Here is a 19,894-nt window from a genome sequence, read left to right as displayed (position 1 = left end):
CAATCCTAAATTACAACATAAATTAATACCCCAAAAACGTATGTAATGTCGTCCTCAATACTATTAACTTAATTATTATAAAATCATTTTTATATTAAAATATTTAAAAAGTCTGTCACGAAATATTCAGATTTTCAGGGTTGCTATTTTCATATGATTCCATTTATTATAATCATCGAGATATCTCCAAATAATGGAAAAATACTGGTGTAGCAAAATAATTTTCAATTGTCTTTGCATTAAAATTTAAAAGGGATGAGAGGGAACGGGATGCTAAACAAACAAGTAATCCTTCAAGTAGAAAAAATAAAGAAAGCTTATGAAACCGAGGCAGGAACAATCCAAATTTTAAAAGGGATGAGTACTCAATTTTATTCTGGAGAGGTTGTTAGTATTATTGGTCCTAGTGGAAGTGGAAAATCCACACTACTTGGAATACTCGGATCATTGGATACACCTACCGAAGGACGTATTATTATTGAACAACAAGATATTACCTCCATGTCAGAAGAAAAGCTAGCTGATTTCCGTGCCCAAAAAATCGGTTTTGTTTTTCAATCGTATAATTTAGTCTCAACAATGACCGCTCAAGAAAATGTTATGATGGCGCTTATGTGCGCTGGAGTAAAAAGCCAAAAAGAAATGATAACAAAGTCTAGGGACATGTTGGACCTTGTTGGGATGGAAGAGCGATATCACCATTTACCAAGCCAGCTATCCGGGGGACAACAGCAGCGTGTAGCAATTGCTCGTGCATTAGTAAATAATCCAACCATTGTTATTGCTGATGAACCAACCGGGAACTTAGATTCAAAAACAGGAAAAAATATTTTGGACTTGATTTTTCAACTACGTGATCAACTCCATATGACATTTATTATCGCTACACATGATACGCATGTGGCAAAACTCTCAGATCGTGTTTTAAAAATGGAAGATGGTCTCCTAGTTCAAGAAACTCTTAACAACCATACAAAATCTAGTAAACAAGAAGGTGGCATAACATCATGCTACTAAAATCTGCACTACGTAGTTTAGCGCGTAATCGTTTAAGAACTTTTTTTACAGTGTTCAGTATTTTAATAGGAATAGCTAGTTTCTTTTCTATGTCCATGTTGGTAGAGCTAGTTCCTCGATCTATTCACGAATCTTCTAAAATCCTTTTAGGAGGGGATGTGTCAGTCCAGTCCTATTTGAAACCGATGGATCGTGAGACTCTTATTTCTTCCATACCTAAAGAAGAACAGAAAGCGCTCACAACTTCTTTATTAGGTCAAAGTATGGTCAAATCTGATCAAAAAACAACAAGCTTAATCGTAAAAGGAATTGAAACGAATCACTATCCTTTCTTTGGTGATAATCTGTTTCCTAAGATTCGCACTTTACATAAAGATGAACTTCTACTCTCCAAAAATACAGCTGACCGTTTGCAAGTCAAAATAGGAGATCGAGTAGAGATTCCTAATCGTTCTACTGGGGCAATGTCCTCATATAAAATCAGTGGTTTAGTAGAGGGTGTCCAAGAATCCTATGGCGATGCTTCGATTTTTGGAACTGCCTATTTACATTTAGATCAAGTACAGCAACTCTTAAATGTACCTACAGGTACATTTAATGAAGCATTAATCTTATTAAATGAGAATGTTAATACTACTTCTTTTAAAAAGAATATCCAAAAACAATTACCACAAAGTAGCGTAATAGATGTTCAGGATAAAGAACTAGAGAGACAAAAAGATTTACGGATGTTGTTACCATTTCTTCAACTTTTCAGCGTATTAGCCCTTGGAATTGCTGCTATTACTACTTCTAACACAATGAAAGTCATTATTGCTTCACGTACGCATGATATCGCTGTTATGAAGTCAGTAGGAATGAAAACTAAATATATTATTCGATATTTTCTATTAGAAGCATTTTGGTTAGCGATTCTCGGAACAGTTGGTGGGATTGTACTTGGCTTATTAGCCAGCGTTTGGCTAACTTCATATCTAGCAGACGTGCTTTCACTACCTCTACATTGGGGAATTTCATGGTCTGTAATTTTCACAACCATTATTGTGGGATTAATTGTAACCTTCGTAGCGTCTTGGATACCTGTAAAAAGTGGCATGCGTGTATCACCACTTCAAATGTTACGTGATACCGAGAATACAACTGTGAATTATACTTTACCATTTAAAAAGAAATTTCAACTTTTTATATTTATTTGTGGCATTCTTTCTATTTATGTTTATAATATAGCTTTTACAACAAATACAAATGGCAACGCCATCTTTAAGTGGTTTCTTGCTTTTTTACTTACAAATGCAGTTTTATTATTTATTTTTGCTTTTATCCGTTTTATAGGATTTATATATTCTTTATTATTTAAGTTAATTGGTGCTATGAAAAACATAATGCCACAAACTCTATTCCTTGCTTTACACAACATGGCTACTACAAGTAAACGAAGTGGTTTATTGGCAGTTACTTTAACGATTGGTGTTGTTTCTGTTGTCTCTAGCCATGTATTTGCAGACAATTTAATTGAATCAGTTCAAGGCCAATTGGAAAAAGAAGCAATGGGAAATCTTCTTATTACCAGTTCCATTCATGATGAAGAGAAAGTTGAAAAACAACTAAACTCTATTAAGGACATAAAAGGATGGAAAAAAGGATATCAACTAGATGGAAGACTCCAAAATATTAACGGGGTAGACGCAGCATCTATATTTACGAAAAATGCAAAAGATGATAAATTTTTTAGTTCAACTAAAATCTCTATAGAGGGCGTGGGTACAGCCCTTAATTCTAGAGCTTATACAATTTCTGAAGGACATGATTTATCTCTATCGGATGTAAAAGGGAAAAAAGCAGTTCTTTTGGACAGCTATAAGAAATTAGGTATGAAAATTGGCGATACAGTTGACATTCAAATTGGAAATGAATTAGTAAACTGCGAAATTATAGGTTTCTTTAAATCTGGTGTAGTTAAAACAGTTGGCATACGTATCCCAACTGAAACATTAGCTACATATGGGAAACCAAGCCGAATTACTTATTCCTTAGATAGTGATCCTCAAAAAACCAATGCTATATTAACAAAATTAAATGAAAAACTTCCTAGTTCAGCAATGGCATATTCAATTGCCGCTACAGCAATCGATAGTCTTCAGTATATTATTCAAATGCAAAGTGCTTTCTTCTCAATTGTAGCGCTATTCGCATTTTTAACGGCTGTTCTCACAATTGGAAATCAAGTTGTCATTCGCTTAATGCAACAGACACAAGATGTTGCTATTATGAAAACAATTGGTATGTCTTCTAGTAATTTGATGAAATCCATTTTATTAGAAAATACGATTATCTCCCTATCAGCCGGATTAGTTGGTGCTGGAATTGCATTAGCCTTTTCAGGTATCATTTTGCGCTTCTTGTTCCAAATGCCGATGAAAATAGATATGACTTGGTCTATTTTAGGCATACTTTTATCTGTTATAACAACAATCATTGTGGTGTGGATAGCAGCTAAACAATCATTATCAGCTAAACCTATACACCTTTTACAAAATAAATAAAAAAGCGTATTGTGACTAGGGGTCAAAATACGCTTTTTTCCATTCCTAACATATTAAAAATAATAATTATCTCAATCAACTTAGATTCCTTAATTACAACTTTTTATATTTAAAAAGTTGTAAAAGCTAGAAAATTTCTTGCTATAGTAACCTCAATTATGAAACATATAGAGGTATTATTAGCTTATTTTGCTATGTACATTTTTAATCAACTTGAAGAAGCCTTTTTTGTTGTCTTCAAGTTAGGGCTTTTTGTATAGCCCCGCATTTTAGGTACGTTTCGTTTCGTACACTCAACGAAACGAAACGTACCTCGATTAAAATGAAATGCCACAAACAGGGGACTATCTGTGTGTTGTCAAGATCTTACTGGTTCCGGAATAGTCGTATAATATTTGTAAAGCTGTTGTGTATTTTCTTTAGTTAAGGAGACAGACTTAGTTAATCCATTTCCTCCAGATACCACGAAGGTATTTCTAGCAAACTGTATATGGCTCATATTAAGCGATACAAGCTCTTTCAAGGATAAACCATAGTTTACTATTAAATTGATTATACAAGCGTTTCTATCCATAATTAGAGTTCGTTATTTAGCCTGTCTTTAAGTTAACCCCTTTGTCTTCATTCAAATAAGTAGAAAAGGCTTCTAAGATTTTCTCTAGACTAATTGTCACCTTCATTATAATTACCTAATTTCTTTGGGTGTATTATAACAGAAAGTAGGGTGCAGACCTGCTATTGTTTTTTGCTACGCATGGTTACTGGTATATCAAAAAGCAAACGAACAAACAACTTTTTGCTTTTTGATATGTTGATTATTATTTACAAAGCCAAATGAATAAGGCAATCATACTACTCCAAAAAGGAACTACAAAGATTAGTCCCAAAAATATCCCTTTGAAAAATCTAATCTCATTATGCGTATTCATATCTATGTAATTTGTATTTTTTAGTACAGCCATATTTTATCCTCCTAATAATAATTGTTTACTATAATGAAAAAAGGACAAACCTCGCCCTGTTAGGGATACGTAGGTTTGTCCTTTTGTATGAGGGTAATGCTATCCTTAATTACCATTATTATAACTAAATTAACAAATATTATCAATTAGGTCTGACATCTTATTAACAATCATACTAGTAATAATAAAATCTATTATAAATATATATCTTATATATTAAAAAGAAATAAAGATAAAACTATTATAGGTTATCAAAAATAGGGGGAAGATTTACTCCCACAAGGGAAAATTTGATGTTAGAACATAAAAAATCATAAATAGTAGAAAATGTATCCGTAGATTTAATGATTATTAGACTTTCAATTCTACAAAAAAGCAGAAAGAAAATTATATGTTTCTACATGAAATCGGAAGGAAATTAATACAAATCACAGTATATTTATTCAACCATGTAAATAGAAGGTATTTTCTTTATTTTAGTAAATGGGATGATATTTAGCGTGCTAATATCCACAATTTATTCAGATTTAGTCTCTACTTGTTAACATAACTCAGTATTTACACATAACTCACATTATTATTGATGATTTTTATTAGGTAAAATGAACGACACTAGTATTATCAAGGATATTGAGGAAATCTTATTCACATTTAATTATAATTGTCCTCATATCCACTATTTTTATAAATATCCTTCTGATTTTTTGTAGATATAAAATCGAATGTTTTACTATACGTGAAGAATACCAAATGTGTAGTGTGGAGATTTTTGTATAGCCAGAAGAAGATTTGTATAGAATTGCATAAAAAAAGACCCCATTTTACATGAAGCCCTTCTGATTTGGTATGTATAAATAGATAAGTGGAAAAGGGGTATTAATGAAACAAACACGAATAGCCCTCCACTTTCGATTTTTTCAAAAATAGAGAGCTTGTTGCTTTTTATTTTATTTCCATCGCGGTTAGCACCTGATCCGGATTTGTTATTGTTACACCAGCACGTACTAAACGTTCGAAGGTACGCATAAACTCTAGTAAATTAAACTGCTTTGGTAGCTCAATAACACGAAGTTTTTCTTGTGGTAGCTTATCAATGGCTTCGATAAACCATTCACGTACATCACTTGGAATCGTACGTTCTTTATGACCACGAACTTTTAGTTTTTCACGCATTTCAATTTCTAAAGCGATATATGCATGGAGATTAACACCCTGATCATATGCATATTTTCTAAATAAAGTTTCTTCTTGGTATTTTAGATAATTACGGTGATAAGACTCTTCCGTCACTGGTACCGCAAACTTCTGCTTCAGTAGTGCATGCACATTTTTAAACATCTTCTTAATGTTATGAAGAGAGTACATAGAATAATGTAGACCAAAATTAAAGACAGCTTGCTCACGTTCACTATTTCTCTCTTTTGGTATATGTTGCGCAATAAGAGGGTAGATGCCTTCTTTTGCCGCTGTATCAAGAATTTGATATTGAGATGTTTGATGCAATAGTTTTTTCAATGTATATACAATTTTCGTTGGATATCCTTCTTTTCGATCAACCATGTCACGAAGACCACGAATGACACTGCGAATTTGACGATGACAAGTATACTTTAAAACATGAATGAATTTATTCATGTCTGCAGATAGTTCACCGATATTCATCTCTTGTAAGACTGCTTCGATAAATTTCGCTTTTCGAGCATAGGTAGCTTTTGGTGTAAATGGATCCCTATGTTGTTCTTCACCAGATTCTTTCGTGCATAAGAAGTCTGAATGGATTGAAAGGTATAGTGTTGTATATCTTTTTGTATGCTTTACACCTTTTTGCATTTTACAAATTTTGAATAGGGGATTCCCCGTACATGGTAATGCAGTTGTTAATTCTTCGATAACCGCACGAATTTGATGCGGATATTTTTTATGTAAGAAACGATACATCCCGCCAAAGTGAGTTTTATTGCCTCTTTCGTCCTGTTTGTCCAAAGAACGTTTTAAAGTTGTTTCTGTATGTTGTTGCATTGCGATATCTAAGAATAGCTTCTTAGCCGCTACAGAGAGCTTAAAGAAATCCTTTGTAAATACAACCGGACTAATATATACGTACGGATTTGCTTTTTCTGTTTCCTCATTCATAAAATGAGTCAGTTTAATTGTATATCGGCCATCTACGCCATTTTCAATGGAGATAATGTTATGTAAGTTTAATTTCTTTAATGCGATATAGAATTGAGAGTGTTGGATATAAGCAAATTCTTCTTTATATTGCTTGTAATCTTCCCACATCATATGTATTGTTACATTTGGAATGACCCCATTTGTATAGCATTTTTTATGTAGGTACAAGAATACTTCAAGATCTGCATTCGTAATACCGTATAATTTATGTTTTCTTCCGGTTTTTTCTGCAATTGCAGACATTGCGCGACGTGAAAAAGATGGCTTGGCTTTTTCGACAAAGCCTTCTACGTCAGCAATACGTTCTTCGTATGTCATGTGCTGCAGAATATCTTCTAAATATGTATCTTTATAGCTGTAGTATTTCTCCTCAAATGTTTCCACAAGCTTTTGCCAAGATTTTAGTGTGACTAAAACTGCGTTTGTCTTTTCCCCATTTAAGCTACGTTGATTACGTATCACAAATGATTTCCCCATCTTTTTCACCTCCGTTCTGCAAAATTCGAAATGTATGCCAGAATACTATAAAATATACCAATTTTGATTATAGCAAATCGAAATTTGGCAAAATGTGCTCCTTTAAGAAGAAAATTAGCAACTTGCAACAGCTTATGAAGCTAGTTGTATCAAGGGATAAGAGAATTTCATAATTTTTTTTTGTGTTAAGGATACCGCAAACGTGTTGCAAGTTGTGTGATATGTATAAAAGTAAGTGAAAAGGTAACTAAACCCTTGGTATATAAAGAATTAGATTAAAATCTGTAGGGAAGTTAGGGAGAGGATACCGCAAACGTGTTGCAAGTTGATGAACGCAATCATTAAAAATGAATTACAATGATTAACCTTGATATAAAAGGACTTGTTGGCATTTATAGATTAAAAATAGGGAAAGGATACCGCAAACAGTGTTGCATCTTGCGAGAAAAATAAGGGTATGCATACCGCAAACGTGTTGCAAGTTGTGTGATATGTATAAAAGTAAGTGGAAAAGTACCTAAACCCTTGGTATATAAAGGATTAGAGTAAAAATGATAGGAAAGTTAGGGAAAGGATACCGCAAACATGTTGCATTTCATGTATGTAACTTATTCAAAATATGAGAAAAATAGCTTAAAAACTTTAAAATGACATGATTTTTTAAAAATTACTTGGTTAAGAAATAAATTATACTGTTGCAAGTTGAAAGAAATAGGGCAAGGATACCGCAAACGTGTTGCAAGTTGAGAAAAATAAGGAAAATAAAGCGCAAAAGGAATGTAAGTAAGGAGAGATAGGTAAGAGAAAGAGCAACCTGTTGCAAGTTGAAGAGTTAAGGCAAACAAAGCGCAAAGGAATGTAAGTAAGGAGAGATAGGTAAGAGAAAGAGCAACCTGTTGCAAGTTGAAGAGTTAAGGAAAGCAAAGCGCAAAAGGAATGCAAGTAAAGTGGAATAGGAAGAGCAACCTGTTGCAAGTTGAAGAGTTAAGGAAAGCAAAGCGCAAAAGGAATGCAAGTAAAGTGGAATAGAAAGAGCAACCTGTTGCAAGTTGAAGAGTTAAGGAAAGCAAAGCGCAAAAGGAATGCAAGTAAAGTGGAATAGAAAGAGCAGCCTGTTGCAAGTTGAAAAGTTAAGGAAAGCAAAGCGTAAAAGGAATGTAAGTAAGGAGAGATAGGAAAAAGAACGAATAAACATGTTGCAAAATGAGGAGTTATGGCAAGAAAGACGCAAAATCTTATAAATATCTGTTACAATGTATTAAATAAAATAGTAGTAAAGAATTTATGATAAAAACTACTTTGTTGTGATCCATGGTTTAGGGAGGAATATAAAGTGGATAACTTATTACAAATGTTTCGAGATGCTTTGCTAATCTCTGAGCCAATTTATAAAACGAATGAGCTAGTATGGAATAAGTGGAATGCATACTTTAAAGATGTTGAAAACAATAATAATAAAGTATTAACCTCACCGCATGCTTCCCCATCATTTACTGCATTAGTGTCTTGGCTAGAAAAAAAGCAAGAATCCGGTACTACATTAGTACAAATTTATGCCAAAATTGATTCCTATAAGGAAGAAATATATAAAGAAATTGAAGGATTTATAGACAAAGAATTTCAAAATGTAGCATCTTCAAGTTCCATAATATTAGAAAATGATCAAAATATAGAAGAGACCAACATAGTAAACCACGAGGATTATTATGAGGTAAATAACTCTGCTGTTTATTATAAATTAAGAGATGGAATTGCAAAGAATCAATTTGAAGAGGATGACAATACCAAAGTTTTACAATATCCTATTGAAACGAAGTCTTCTAATGGGATGGCTCAACTTTCTTCACATAAAGACGAGGATTTAAGACTTACAAATATTGAAGAAGCTGCCCGATGGAATACCCTTGTTGATGATGTAATGAGTAATATGGATGATTTAACGGCAGATTGTTTAGATGCAATTACAATACAGTGGATCAACGAAGCAAAATCTCCAGATGAGTTTATTGATTTTTCATATGAGCAAGTTTTAGAAATGTGCAACATTCCAAAGACAGTCGTTAAAAATAAAGAATATTATCGAGCTGAAGATAAAATTAAAATAGCAAAGAGAATTGCTGCTTTAGCGAGTATTTTTATCTATTTAAATGATGAAAATGAGGTTGTAGTATTAAATGACCGGGATGATGAAGGAGAACGACTAGAATTAAAGCGTGAGGTTGTTAAGAGATTATTCGTATTAGATTCGGTTGTATTGTGGAGACATAGTGTTACAAATGAGTATATGGGTATTGAGTCTTGTCGTATTAAGCCCGGCAGCTTTTTAACTAATTACTTATATGGATCAAATAATACAACGGCCTTATTGTCTAAAAAAGCACTTGAATATAATAGCTATAGACATAAATATCATAAAAGGTTAATTCGATATTTAACGTGGCAATGGAGAATTAGGCAAATGTATTCATCATTGAAAAAGCCTTATTCTATAGGAGGGGACAAAGGATTACTAGCAGTAATGGACATTCCAAAAGATTGGAAGCCGAATCGTATTAAGGAACAGCTAGAAAATGTTCTAATGGATTTGGAAAATGAGAAAGTAATCTCTCATTGGGAGTATAGTGATCCGCTGGATGAACAACAAATTGGGAAACGTAACTGGTTTAAAAATTATTACGCTAACTTAGGAATAACTATTTTACCTCCTGAGGAAATGCTGCAATCAATGGATAGGGTAATTGGAAAGAAGAGCATAGAAGAACCTCAAGAACAATTACCTGAAGTAACAGTTGTTAAAGAGATAAAGAAGACTGTAGAATCGGTCGAGCAAATAGAGAAAAAGATTCGTGACCAAATACTGAAAGTACACAATGAAAAAAAGGTAAGCATTCGTGAAATAGCAGATGAAATTAGTATTTCTCCGTCTACATTATCGAGATTTTGTAATCATAAAACAAAACGTTTATCTAAAAAAGCATTAGAAAAGCTAACAAAATGGTGTGAAAGACAAGAAATATTAGAAAAGATGTAACATAGACTAAGTATTTCTCTTAATAATAGTCAAATTAAAAATACACATACATTATGTATGTGTATTTTATTTATTACCAATTATAATAGTTAGAATTTTCTTTTTAATTAGTGATTTTGAAGGGTAAAGGTCCTACTTGAAACTCGATATAGTTATGCTGTTTAATCCACTACAATTAAATTTCTTGTCTTATCGATATGGTTCAGTAACATACGATACTCTTCTTCATACATAGATAAACGTTGTAGAAGGGATTGATTCTCAGCTTCTAAATCTTCAATTTGATTTTGTAACTTTGTCAATTCATTCACATCTTTATAATTTTGTAGAAAGAGAATAATGTCATCTAATGTAATAGGCAAAGAGTTTGTTTCTTTTTCTGGTGGAGAGAAGGGAATGTTGTTTCCCGCTTTTCGCTCTTGTTTTGCTTGTTGTATTTCTTCTTGATATTGTTTTCTCACATATGAATTCCAACGAAATCCACAGGCTGCGGATGTTCTAGCTAGTAGTTTTGAGACTTCTTTGAATGCAGCTAACTGTGTTCCACCGTTACGAATATTCTGAAGTACTGTTGATGCGAGAAGTAAATCGTTATCATCAGTCCAGGAATCTTGTCTTGAGATTACCACATTTTAACCTCCTTATATGTTTTATATTACATATATGCAATTACTCAAAATGATAGAAGTTCAACTTCTTTTGAAATAATTGGAGGCAAGTTAATAGAAGTATGTATGATTTTACATGCAAAATTGCATTTAAGGTTGACTATTTTATAAAGGTGTAACTATAATGGTTACAGTTGTGCGACTGAATGAATAAAATTGTCGGTATGAATTAGTTGTATTAACGGTGTATAAACAAGTATTAAATAATGAATGGAGTTGAAAATACAGTCCTACATATAAAACGGTTTGATAAAAAGAAGTTAGGTAATATACATTTTTTTATAATTATATATTGATAAGAAGAGGTGCACGTTTTGAAAATTTTTAAGGGAATTCTAGTTTCTTCAATTGCATTAACAGCATTTAATGGAGTAGGCGGTATACTTCCAAGTGAAAAATCAGAAGTTGCCTACGCAGCTACTTACAATTATTCAAATAAGCAATTGAATTCTACTGTACATAAGCAAGCTACTAAACAATTAATTTTAAAATTTAAAAATGAGGCGAATTTACCATATCAGGATGGAATAGAAAAATTCATTAAAGAAGAAAAACAAGATCCTGAATTAGTTGGAATTTTAGCTGAATACCCAAATGTAACTATAAATCGACTTTTTAGTTCTTTAAATCCTAAAGAAATTAAAAATCTAGGTAAAGAAATAAAAGATTCCAATCAAATTTCTTCTAATTTGCTAAACTATTATATTGTAGAAACTCAAGATAATATAGATGTACAAGCATTACTTACAAAAATTGAAAAATCATCTCTTGTTGAAACGGCGTATTTACAGGAAGAAGAGGCGCCACCAGAAGAGCGTTTACCAAATTTATCTGTTAATCCATATGATGAGCCTAGACTTACAAGACAAGGTTACCTTGAACCAGCACCATTAGGAATTAATGCACCTTATGCCTGGAGCATAAAAGGTGGAGATGGAAAAGGAACTACTTTCGTAGACATGGAGTATGGCTGGTTATTTAGTCATGAGGATTTAGTGAATCAAAAGATTGAATTGATATCCGGACAGAATAAGAGTGAACACCATGATCATGGTACCTCAGTCTTAGGGATTGTTTCGGCAGAGGATAATAACATAGGTGGAATTGGGATTGCACCGAAAGCTAAGGTAAAGGTTGTATCTCAGATTAGGGATAACGGAAATTATAATACAGCTGATGCCATCTTAAGTGCAGTTAACAATATGCAAGCTGGAGATATCCTTTTATTAGAAGCTCAGGCTACTTATGATGGATATGGAGATAAGAACTATCTTCCTGTAGAAGTAAAACCGGATATATTTGATGCAATTCGTCTGGGAGCAAATAAAGGAATTATTATTATTGAAGCAGGTGCAAACGGCGGAAACGATTTAGATCAATTTAGAGACCGTAATGGTAAACAAGTTTTAAATCGTAATAGTCCTGATTTTAAAGATTCAGGGGCAATTATGGTTGGGGCAGCTTCTGCAAGGGTTCCTCATAAACGTTCATATTTCTCTAATTATGGTAGTAGAGTAGATGTGTATGGATGGGGGAATGCAGTAGATACTACAGACGCTAAACCAAGTGAATTTATAACAAATCTATATACATCTAGTTTTGCTGGAACATCTAGTGCATCGCCTATTATTGCTGGTGCTGCTGCATCAATTCAAGGAATTGCAAAAAATAATCAGGGAAAAGTATATACACCAAGCCAACTTAGGGATATTTTAAGTGATTCTAGTACCGGAACGAAATCTAATGATCCAATTAATGATAAAATTGGTGTTTTACCTGACTTAAAAGCCATTTTATCTAAACTTGGTTTTTCACCAAACTTAGGTAATGATTCTTCCATTGTATTTCCTGAGGAGCAAGAAATAAATAAAGGGAATCAAGGTTCTACTATTACGTTCCCGAAAGAGGATTCCGATAATAGTGAAGAAAACTCTAACTTCATTTTCCCAGAATAATAGAACTATCTCCTATTTAGAATAAGGCAAAATAGTATACTCAATAAGAACAAAGGATATGAATTCAATAGAAATATGAATTCATATCCTTTTAATTATGCTATTTTTACTACCTTACAAAAACGTAATGTTAGCGTAATGGAAATGAATTTTGGCAGCCAATAGATTAGGATATAATTTTTGTGAGAAAAGATATGAGGTGAATAATATGAAACGAATAGTGCTTATGTGTAGTGTTTTTGTGATGTTTACTGTGTTGTTATCGGGGTGTAATTTAAATCGTCTTGGTACAGATACATATTATGTGCAAATTACCAAGGATGGTGAAAAATTAAAAGAGAAAAATGTAAATGGGGATACGACTTACGAATATAAATTACCTGGATTTGATAAGGATGGTAAAGAGAAAGAAATGGAGTTTACAGCGTTAAAAAACCTTCGTAAAGAAGCGTTTTTACGTATATATCACTCTGAGAAAAAGGGTGTGAAATCTTGGGAAGAAGTTAAAAAAGACGAACTCCCTACAAAGGTAAAAGAAAAATTAAAGGTGGATTAATATATAATTCTTTGTTAGAGCAATATATCCTCCAATTATTAGAAGGTCTATTGAAATAGGCTAAAATTCTTTAGAATTACAAAAGTAAGAGGCTGACAGTTATTGTCAGTCTTTTACTTTTGCAAGAAGAAAATATAAAAGACATTTAATAGGCGAAGTGTAGGATTATAAACAATTATTTAAGATTCAAAGCTACAACATACCTACTCCTGACCTATAATAATTTTAGGTCAGAAATAAGCTTCTAGTTTTGTTTAAGTATTTGTAGTAGTTTAAAGGATTGATGATTGGTTATGATATAATAAAATTCAAGTATACTAAGGGGGATTAATGAGATGATTTTTCAAGGCATGATAACAGCTATTATAGAAAAATTACAAGAGACGGTGAATCCCTATTGGATAATTGTGTTTGGATCAACGGCTGAGAACAGAGAACGAGAAGATAGTGATATTGATATAGCTTATTTAAGTGACACAACTTTAGGGAACTATGAACGTTTTTTATTAGCGCAGGAGTTAGCTAACATTGTTCATAGAGATGTTGATTTAGTTGATTTATTCGAAGCTTCTACAGTTTTTCAAGCTCAGATTATACATACAGGAAAGACAATATTTTGTTCGGATGAAAAACGTAAGGTCATTTTTGAAATGAAGACCTTAAAAATGTATTCAAAATTGAATGAAGAAAGACAGATAGTATTTGATGATATAAAGAAAAGAGGTTCTATATATGAAGAATGAGGTTATTTTAAATAAAATTTCTACAATAGAGCGTTGTATAAAAAGAATCCAAGATGTGTATGGAAATGACCCTGAAAATTTAGAGGACTTTACAAAACAAGATTCAATAATATTGAATATACAAAGAGCTTGTGAAGCGAGTATTGATTTAGCAATGCATATTGTTGCAGGGAAAAAATTAGGACTACCCCAATCTAGTCGAGAGGCCTTTGATTTATTGGTTACAGCAGGATTACTTAGCGCTGATCTAGCAAATAAGTTAAAGGCGATGGTAGGATTTCGTAATATTGCTGTTCATGATTATCAAAGTGTAAATTTAGATATTGTTCGTCAAATTATTGAAAAACATTTAACTGATTTTAAACTATTTACGAAAGAAGTAATGGGGATATTGGAATTTTAGGCAAAAGAACAGAATAATAAGGCTGAGAAAGAAAGTAATTCTATGATTCCCAAACCAGCTATTGAAACAATCACTTAATTTCGTAAGAAGAAACGCGGTCATAAGAGGAATTTGTTTATGTTGTAGTGAAGCTTTGCATGAGATGTGTGTAGATAAATAGTAGGAACAATATCCATATACAATTTTATCAACAAATAAGTAAATATTTTCAAAACTAATTTTTATACATATAATGTATACCCAAAACAAAAAAAGTTTCCTTATGGAAACTTTTTTTGTTTTGGGTAAATTTATAATGGTTAATTAATATACAGTTTTAAAAAAATGACGAATCATGTAAAATCATCTTCATTTACATGAGCATAAACGTAGTATAAAAATGAAACATATCCAAAATAATTAAAGGGGCTGAAAATATGATTAAAAAACTTATTATTGGTTCTATTGCTTTAGGCACAACAATAGGAGTGAGCAAACCTATATTTGCTGCTACAATACATTCTCCATCACATTTTAAAGAAATTCAAAATGTTCATGTGCAATCTCTACACTCTCCATGGCAGTATTTAGGGCAAACTTCAAGGGAACTTCAAATTAAAAGTAAGGATCCAAAAGTACTAGCTTTTGAACTAGCAAAAGAAGCGCCATTTTACGAAGAAGAATTAGTAGACCTATGTTCTGTAATTTTAGATGCAAATGTAGATGTTGTATATTGGACAAGTAAGGAATGGGTTAGATTTGAAGAAGGAAATTATGGATTTAAACATGAAATTAAAATTTTTAGAGATAAAGAACGTCAGCAATTAATTACTGCGCTAGAATCTTAGATTTTTTACACAAAAGAAGCTATGCCATACTCCCCTCATAGTAGATAGGAAAAAGAAAACACATTAACCTATTTATTATGGAGGGGATTTTTCTATGGGTAAAATTAGAGTCACTGACGATGTAGAATATAAGAAAAAAGTATTGGATGTATACTAAAAGAATGTATGAGGTATAAATAATTGAGTCTTTTTTTATTTAACATGTGTACGTTTATTACTGATGAAAATCGTACTACAATTACATCCATGGCTTATATTGTAGGAGTATGTCCTTTAGTATTTTTTAATACAAAAGTTTCGTAATAAGAATTTACTGATTGTGCTATTTCATACGACTTTAAGATAATTGAAGAAATAAATTGGATTAGGCTAAAAGGTTTTAGGTTTACTTTGTACAAGTAGATATTAAAATGTTATAGAAAAATAAGGAAAATAGTTATAAAATAGGAAACTGGAAGGAACTTTCCAGTTTGTTTTTGTTGTGCGAGATAAAGATGGCCAAAGATGAGAGCTTAAGAATTCTTTTCTTCGTCTAAAACTAACACTTAACATAATGGATCTAGAAGGTATCAGTACAAATGGAAAAGGTGAAGTAGTAGAAGGTAAACGTCTTCCTACTAATAGATTTCCCAAATCAGCTGGATATATAAAAAATGAGATTGCAAATGGGAAAACTGATATTTGTACAATAGATTAGAATTGGCTTCAAAAAATAGAAGTTAAACTTTAGCATTATTATTCAAAGGTATCATAACTATTATTTCTTTAGTTCTGCTATATAAAAGGGTGTTGAAAATTAGCTGCATTTTAATGCTCATTACAATAGCATGATGCTTTGAGATTTAAATACATAAATGCTTAGATTCGTTAAATTATTACTTTAAATATAGTGAAGCTATCAGTATAAAAGGAAAAAAACTCTATCAAACGAAAAAAATTGGAACGTTTGGTTGAATGACTAGTATGCTATTTCAAATATTTAAATTAATAACAGAAAGAGAACCTTTTTATATGTTACTACTTTGTTTTTGTATTGTTGAAAATAAGAAAGGTGAAATCAATGAAAAAATATTGGCATAAGCTATCGTTGCTTCAGAAAAATATATTACTAACGGTATTAGTAATTCTGACGCTTGTGGGAAGTATGGGGGCGTTAAGTTTTAATATGTTTCAAAATAGTATGATGTCTATGTTTGAAAGGCAGTCTTTTGAAACAGGAGATACATTAAAAAATCAATTAGATCTGGAAATAGTAAGAGATGTAGCAAAAGACCCCACAGCACAAAGAGTGAAGAAAGAAAAATTGACAGAGCAATTAGATAAAGCTATAAAAAATATGAAAAGTGTCGGACAAACATATGTTACAGGGGCCAAGCTAAATGATAAAGCTGAACTAAAATTAGTAGCTTTGGATACAGAATTAGCAGATACGGTTTCTGTAAAACTAGGTTCTGTAAAAACAGGTGACTATTATGAGCATCCTACTCATTGGAAGAAGACATACGACCAAGTAATGAAAACGAAACAGGCACAAATAACAGAAGTGTATGAAGATGTATTAGGTACATGGGTAACAATTTTAGAGCCTATTACTGATGAAAATAATAATATAATTGCAATTGTTGCAGCGGATATAGACGCTTCTATTATTCCTCTTACAAAGAAAGAATTTATAGTGAACGGTTTACTATTTATAATCACTTCATTAACAATCGCAATTACAATTCAAATATTCATCTCACGAAAATCTCTATCGCCTTTAAAGGATTTACAAGAAGGGTTACGTAAAGTTGGTAAAGGGGATTTAAGTATTAAATTGAATGAAAGGTCTGATGATATAGGGATAACTAATATCTATTTTAATAACACTATTAAAAAGTTTAATAGGATTATAGATAAAGTAAGGCAGACTGCTGAACAAGTTTTAACATCCTCACAGGAATTGTCGGTAAGTACAAAAGAGAATAGCATAGCCTTTAAAGGAATTGCAAGTGCTATTACAGGATTAAATTTAGGAGCACATTCTCATGAATATGTAGTGCAAAAATGTTTAGGAATTATTCAAGAAATGGAAAGTAAGATGAAAGAAATTACAGGAGCTGCCAAACAAGTTAGGAATGCTTCGGAAGACATGGAACAGCATTCTGGAGAAGGAAAAGATTTGATTAAGCAAGTTGTGAATCAAATGAAAAGCATCCAAGATACAGTTCAAGATGTATCTTCTAGTATGTATGCATTAGAAGCACAATCTAAGGAAATTAGTGAAATTCTTAATGTAATTACAACTATGTCAAATCAAACAAGTTTATTAGCTTTAAATGCTTCTACTAAAGCCTCATGTGCTGGAGAGGTGGGGAAAGGATTTACAGTTGTTGCGGATGAGGTACGTATATTAGCGGAAAAAACCGAGGCATCTGCAAGGGATATAGCTATATTAATTGGTGAAACCCAAGCTGAAACAGAGGAGGCTGTAAGATCCATACAGAATGGTTCAAAGGAAATAGAATCAGGAATAACACTTGTTCAAAGTAGTGGTGCTTTCTTTGAAAAGATTTCAGGATCTGCACAATCTGTTACAAATCAAATTAAAGCGATTTCGAATAATTCAAGTGACATTTTAAAAGATAATCAAACTATTGTTAAGGTTGTAAATGAATTATCACACATTGCAAATACATATGTGAATAGCAGTGGTAATGTAGAGACAAGTATGAAAGAGCAAGAACTGTATGTACAAGATATTGCAGAGTTAGCAAATTCTTTAAATTGGCTCTCCCAAGAGTTAAAGGAGTTAATAGGAGAATTCCAAAGTAAATAGTGTAGAGGAAGGTGTAGGTATGACCTATACCTTTATTTATTCCCACATAAGGGATGAAAGCTTAGTTATATATGTAAAATAGCTAAAAGAAAAAAATTTTGCATACTTTATTGGAAATAGAGCATGATATTACCAAATTCAACGGAGGTGTGTAAAAAATGCAAATTCGCGAAAATAATAATTCAAACGAAATCTTAATAGCAGCTGCAGCAAGTGCAATTGAACAAATGAAATATGAAATTGCTCAGGAGTTTGGTGTTACACTTGGACCGGATTCAACAGCAAGAGCAAATGGTTCAGTAGGTGGAGAAATTACAAAACGATTAGTTCGTATGGCGCAAGAACAGTTATCTGGTCAATATAAAATTCACTAAAGTTAAAGGTATATCCCATGGAAGGGATATACCTTTTTAATTTGCCTTTAAAGAGGATAGTGAAAATCTTTACTGCTAGTTAAATTTAGACACTGCAAATTTGGCTGTGAAATTCATCTTCTTCATGTAAGAAGAATTTACTCCTGCTTGAAATTGAACAGAAATATTACCGTCTTTTTGTGCTTTGAATACGCGACCGTATGGTGAATTAGCATTGTATGTGCCAATTACTTGATCATCCGCATCAAAGACTGTATAAGAAATTGGGAACCCGGAATTTTGTACAAAGACCGTAAGTTCTTCCCCTTTACTAAGATTAAATGATTCTTTTTGAGAAACTTCATAGGAACTCATAGAGTAATATTTTGTCACTTCTTGAATATCTAAGTTTGTAGTTGCCGCACTCGCTTTAGGTGCCTCTGCTCCTGGTAAGTTCATACCTGATAGTACTGCAATTCCTAATGCCCCTGCTAAAATAACTTTTTTCATAATGCTAGTTCCTCCTTTAATATATTGTAAGATTTGAAAACGAAGTGAAAATATCACTTCTTGAAACCATTATAGTTACAACGAGAATGATTTTCAATTAGATTTGATATGTAATTCTGCATACATAAGATGTCGATATAAGGTAATCTATCCGAAGTTTAAAATATTCTTAAAGAAGGAGAGAACAACTTTTCAAAACTATGAATGGGATGGTAGCTGATTTTTACATACGTTGGTTCTATAAGTGAATATTTTGTTGTTTTTTTATTGTGCATTCATTGTATGTAAACAAACACTCAATTGTTGATAAAGTTGTATAATTTGGAATTATTAAACAAAATGAGAGGTTATATGTTATAATAAAGCTGCAATAAGGTTCAGCATCCTAATCTTATTGTGTATATTTAGCCTATGTATGTCGTTTGTATTAAAAATAAGAAGTCTCTCAAAAAGAGGCTTCTTATTTTTTGTATGGAGGGGGATTACAGATGATTGATTATTATCAAATTTTTTTATATACAACATGTTAGAAAACCAACGAAAAGAAACAAATACAAGTTCATTTTCATAGTATCTTTATTTTTCCTTTTAAATTATTTATTTCTTAGATTCGTATAGGAAAATGTAGGAGGGGATACGTTTTTATTCTAAAATATAAATTTGTTATTTCTGATTCGTTATAGAGCATTAATAGATTAAAAGGGGGATACATACTTTGGTTATTTAAAAGAAAACGAAATAGAAAGTATATTTAGGGAAATTTAAAAGGCCTTGTCATTATAGACAGGGCCTTTCAAAAAGGGACACAATTGACAACTGAAGGTGACTTCATATTACCATTTTTGGTATTTTAATT

At 32.1% G+C, this 19,894-nt stretch carries 14 protein-coding genes and 1 pseudogene; 10 read left to right on the top strand and 5 right to left on the bottom strand.

Annotated elements, in window-relative coordinates; translation table 11 throughout:
• Positions 1-270: 270 nt before the first annotated feature.
• Positions 271-1,017 (top strand): ABC transporter ATP-binding protein, encoded by a 747-nt coding sequence (locus ACXY7N_RS26970; protein WP_016135726.1) that lies wholly within the window; start codon positions 271-273, stop codon positions 1,015-1,017.
• On the top strand, positions 1,008-3,560 hold the full coding sequence (locus ACXY7N_RS26965; RefSeq protein ID WP_488592789.1) for an ABC transporter permease: 2,553 nt from the start codon (positions 1,008-1,010) through the stop codon (positions 3,558-3,560). The genes ACXY7N_RS26970 and ACXY7N_RS26965 overlap by 10 nt, the downstream gene beginning before the upstream one ends.
• Positions 3,561-3,855: 295 nt before the next feature.
• Here the strand turns inward: ACXY7N_RS26965 and ACXY7N_RS26960 are convergent.
• From ACXY7N_RS26960 to ACXY7N_RS26950, 3 genes and pseudogenes are all read right to left on the bottom strand, one after another.
• A pseudogene (locus tag ACXY7N_RS26960) lies at positions 3,856-4,146 on the bottom strand (integrase); the annotation flags it as partial.
• A 232-nt stretch (positions 4,147-4,378) separates the two neighbouring features.
• Positions 4,379-4,522 carry a hypothetical protein gene (locus tag ACXY7N_RS26955; RefSeq protein ID WP_016135728.1) on the bottom strand — a complete coding sequence of 48 codons (144 nt, stop codon included), beginning with the start codon at positions 4,520-4,522 and terminating at the stop codon, positions 4,379-4,381.
• A gap of 942 nt (positions 4,523-5,464) precedes the next feature.
• On the bottom strand, positions 5,465-7,174 hold the full coding sequence (locus ACXY7N_RS26950; protein WP_016135729.1) for a hypothetical protein: 1,710 nt from the start codon (positions 7,172-7,174) through the stop codon (positions 5,465-5,467).
• A gap of 1,333 nt (positions 7,175-8,507) precedes the next feature.
• On the opposite strand from ACXY7N_RS26950, the gene ACXY7N_RS26945 reads away from it, so the two are divergent.
• Positions 8,508-10,205, top strand: coding sequence for a helix-turn-helix domain-containing protein (locus ACXY7N_RS26945; protein ID WP_016135730.1), 1,698 nt, complete (start codon positions 8,508-8,510; stop codon positions 10,203-10,205).
• A 161-nt stretch (positions 10,206-10,366) separates the two neighbouring features.
• Here the strand turns inward: ACXY7N_RS26945 and ACXY7N_RS26940 are convergent, their stop codons facing one another.
• On the bottom strand, positions 10,367-10,834 hold the full coding sequence (locus ACXY7N_RS26940) for an RsfA family transcriptional regulator (RefSeq protein WP_088083634.1): 468 nt from the start codon (positions 10,832-10,834) through the stop codon (positions 10,367-10,369).
• Between the two features lie 353 nt (positions 10,835-11,187).
• Here ACXY7N_RS26940 and ACXY7N_RS26935 point away from each other — a divergent pair, with 353 nt between their 5' ends.
• From ACXY7N_RS26935 to ACXY7N_RS26905, 7 genes are all read left to right on the top strand, one after another.
• Positions 11,188-12,828, top strand: coding sequence for a S8 family peptidase (locus tag ACXY7N_RS26935; protein WP_016135732.1), 1,641 nt, complete (start codon positions 11,188-11,190; stop codon positions 12,826-12,828).
• A gap of 208 nt (positions 12,829-13,036) precedes the next feature.
• Entirely contained in the window at positions 13,037-13,384 is a 348-nt protein-coding gene (locus ACXY7N_RS26930) for a YxeA family protein (protein ID WP_016135733.1), read from the top strand.
• A 335-nt stretch (positions 13,385-13,719) separates the two neighbouring features.
• Entirely contained in the window at positions 13,720-14,127 is a 408-nt protein-coding gene (gene mntA / locus ACXY7N_RS26925; protein WP_098986888.1) for a type VII toxin-antitoxin system MntA family adenylyltransferase antitoxin, read from the top strand.
• On the top strand, positions 14,117-14,530 hold the full coding sequence (gene hepT, locus ACXY7N_RS26920; protein WP_000787540.1) for a type VII toxin-antitoxin system HepT family RNase toxin: 414 nt from the start codon (positions 14,117-14,119) through the stop codon (positions 14,528-14,530). The genes mntA and hepT overlap by 11 nt, the downstream gene beginning before the upstream one ends.
• Before the next feature lie 416 nt (positions 14,531-14,946).
• The gene (locus ACXY7N_RS26915; protein ID WP_488592788.1) at positions 14,947-15,357 is read left to right on the top strand and encodes a hypothetical protein; all 411 of its coding nucleotides are present in this window, start codon (positions 14,947-14,949) and stop codon (positions 15,355-15,357) included.
• Between the two features lie 1,060 nt (positions 15,358-16,417).
• A complete protein-coding gene (locus ACXY7N_RS26910; RefSeq protein WP_016135735.1) occupies positions 16,418-18,175 on the top strand; it encodes a methyl-accepting chemotaxis protein in 1,758 nt (585 codons plus the stop codon).
• A 158-nt stretch (positions 18,176-18,333) separates the two neighbouring features.
• Positions 18,334-18,549 carry an alpha/beta-type small acid-soluble spore protein gene (locus tag ACXY7N_RS26905; RefSeq protein ID WP_001167047.1) on the top strand — a complete coding sequence of 72 codons (216 nt, stop codon included), beginning with the start codon at positions 18,334-18,336 and terminating at the stop codon, positions 18,547-18,549.
• A 75-nt stretch (positions 18,550-18,624) separates the two neighbouring features.
• Here ACXY7N_RS26905 and ACXY7N_RS26900 read toward each other — a convergent pair whose 3' ends face one another.
• Positions 18,625-19,038 (bottom strand): hypothetical protein, encoded by a 414-nt coding sequence (locus ACXY7N_RS26900; protein WP_070169553.1) that lies wholly within the window; start codon positions 19,036-19,038, stop codon positions 18,625-18,627.
• Between the last annotated feature and the right edge of the window lie 856 nt (positions 19,039-19,894).

This window comes from Bacillus sp. 5w2 (assembly GCF_054353775.1).
This window is presented reverse-complemented; position numbering and strand designations above follow the sequence as displayed.

Bases quoted from the DNA above. Each gene is read 5' to 3' on its own strand.
- ACXY7N_RS26970 (WP_016135726.1), top strand. From the start codon at position 271: ATGCTAAACAAACAAGTAATCCTTCAAGTAGAAAAAATAAAGAAAGCT.
- ACXY7N_RS26965 (WP_488592789.1), top strand. From the start codon at position 1,008: ATGCTACTAAAATCTGCACTACGTAGTTTAGCGCGTAATCGTTTAAGA.
- ACXY7N_RS26955 (WP_016135728.1), bottom strand. From the start codon at position 4,522: ATGGCTGTACTAAAAAATACAAATTACATAGATATGAATACGCATAAT.
- ACXY7N_RS26950 (WP_016135729.1), bottom strand. From the start codon at position 7,174: ATGGGGAAATCATTTGTGATACGTAATCAACGTAGCTTAAATGGGGAA.
- ACXY7N_RS26930 (WP_016135733.1), top strand. From the start codon at position 13,037: ATGAAACGAATAGTGCTTATGTGTAGTGTTTTTGTGATGTTTACTGTG.
- mntA (WP_098986888.1), top strand. From the start codon at position 13,720: ATGATTTTTCAAGGCATGATAACAGCTATTATAGAAAAATTACAAGAG.
- hepT (WP_000787540.1), top strand. From the start codon at position 14,117: ATGAAGAATGAGGTTATTTTAAATAAAATTTCTACAATAGAGCGTTGT.
- ACXY7N_RS26915 (WP_488592788.1), top strand. From the start codon at position 14,947: ATGATTAAAAAACTTATTATTGGTTCTATTGCTTTAGGCACAACAATA.
- ACXY7N_RS26910 (WP_016135735.1), top strand. From the start codon at position 16,418: ATGAAAAAATATTGGCATAAGCTATCGTTGCTTCAGAAAAATATATTA.
- ACXY7N_RS26905 (WP_001167047.1), top strand. From the start codon at position 18,334: ATGCAAATTCGCGAAAATAATAATTCAAACGAAATCTTAATAGCAGCT.
- ACXY7N_RS26900 (WP_070169553.1), bottom strand. From the start codon at position 19,038: ATGAAAAAAGTTATTTTAGCAGGGGCATTAGGAATTGCAGTACTATCA.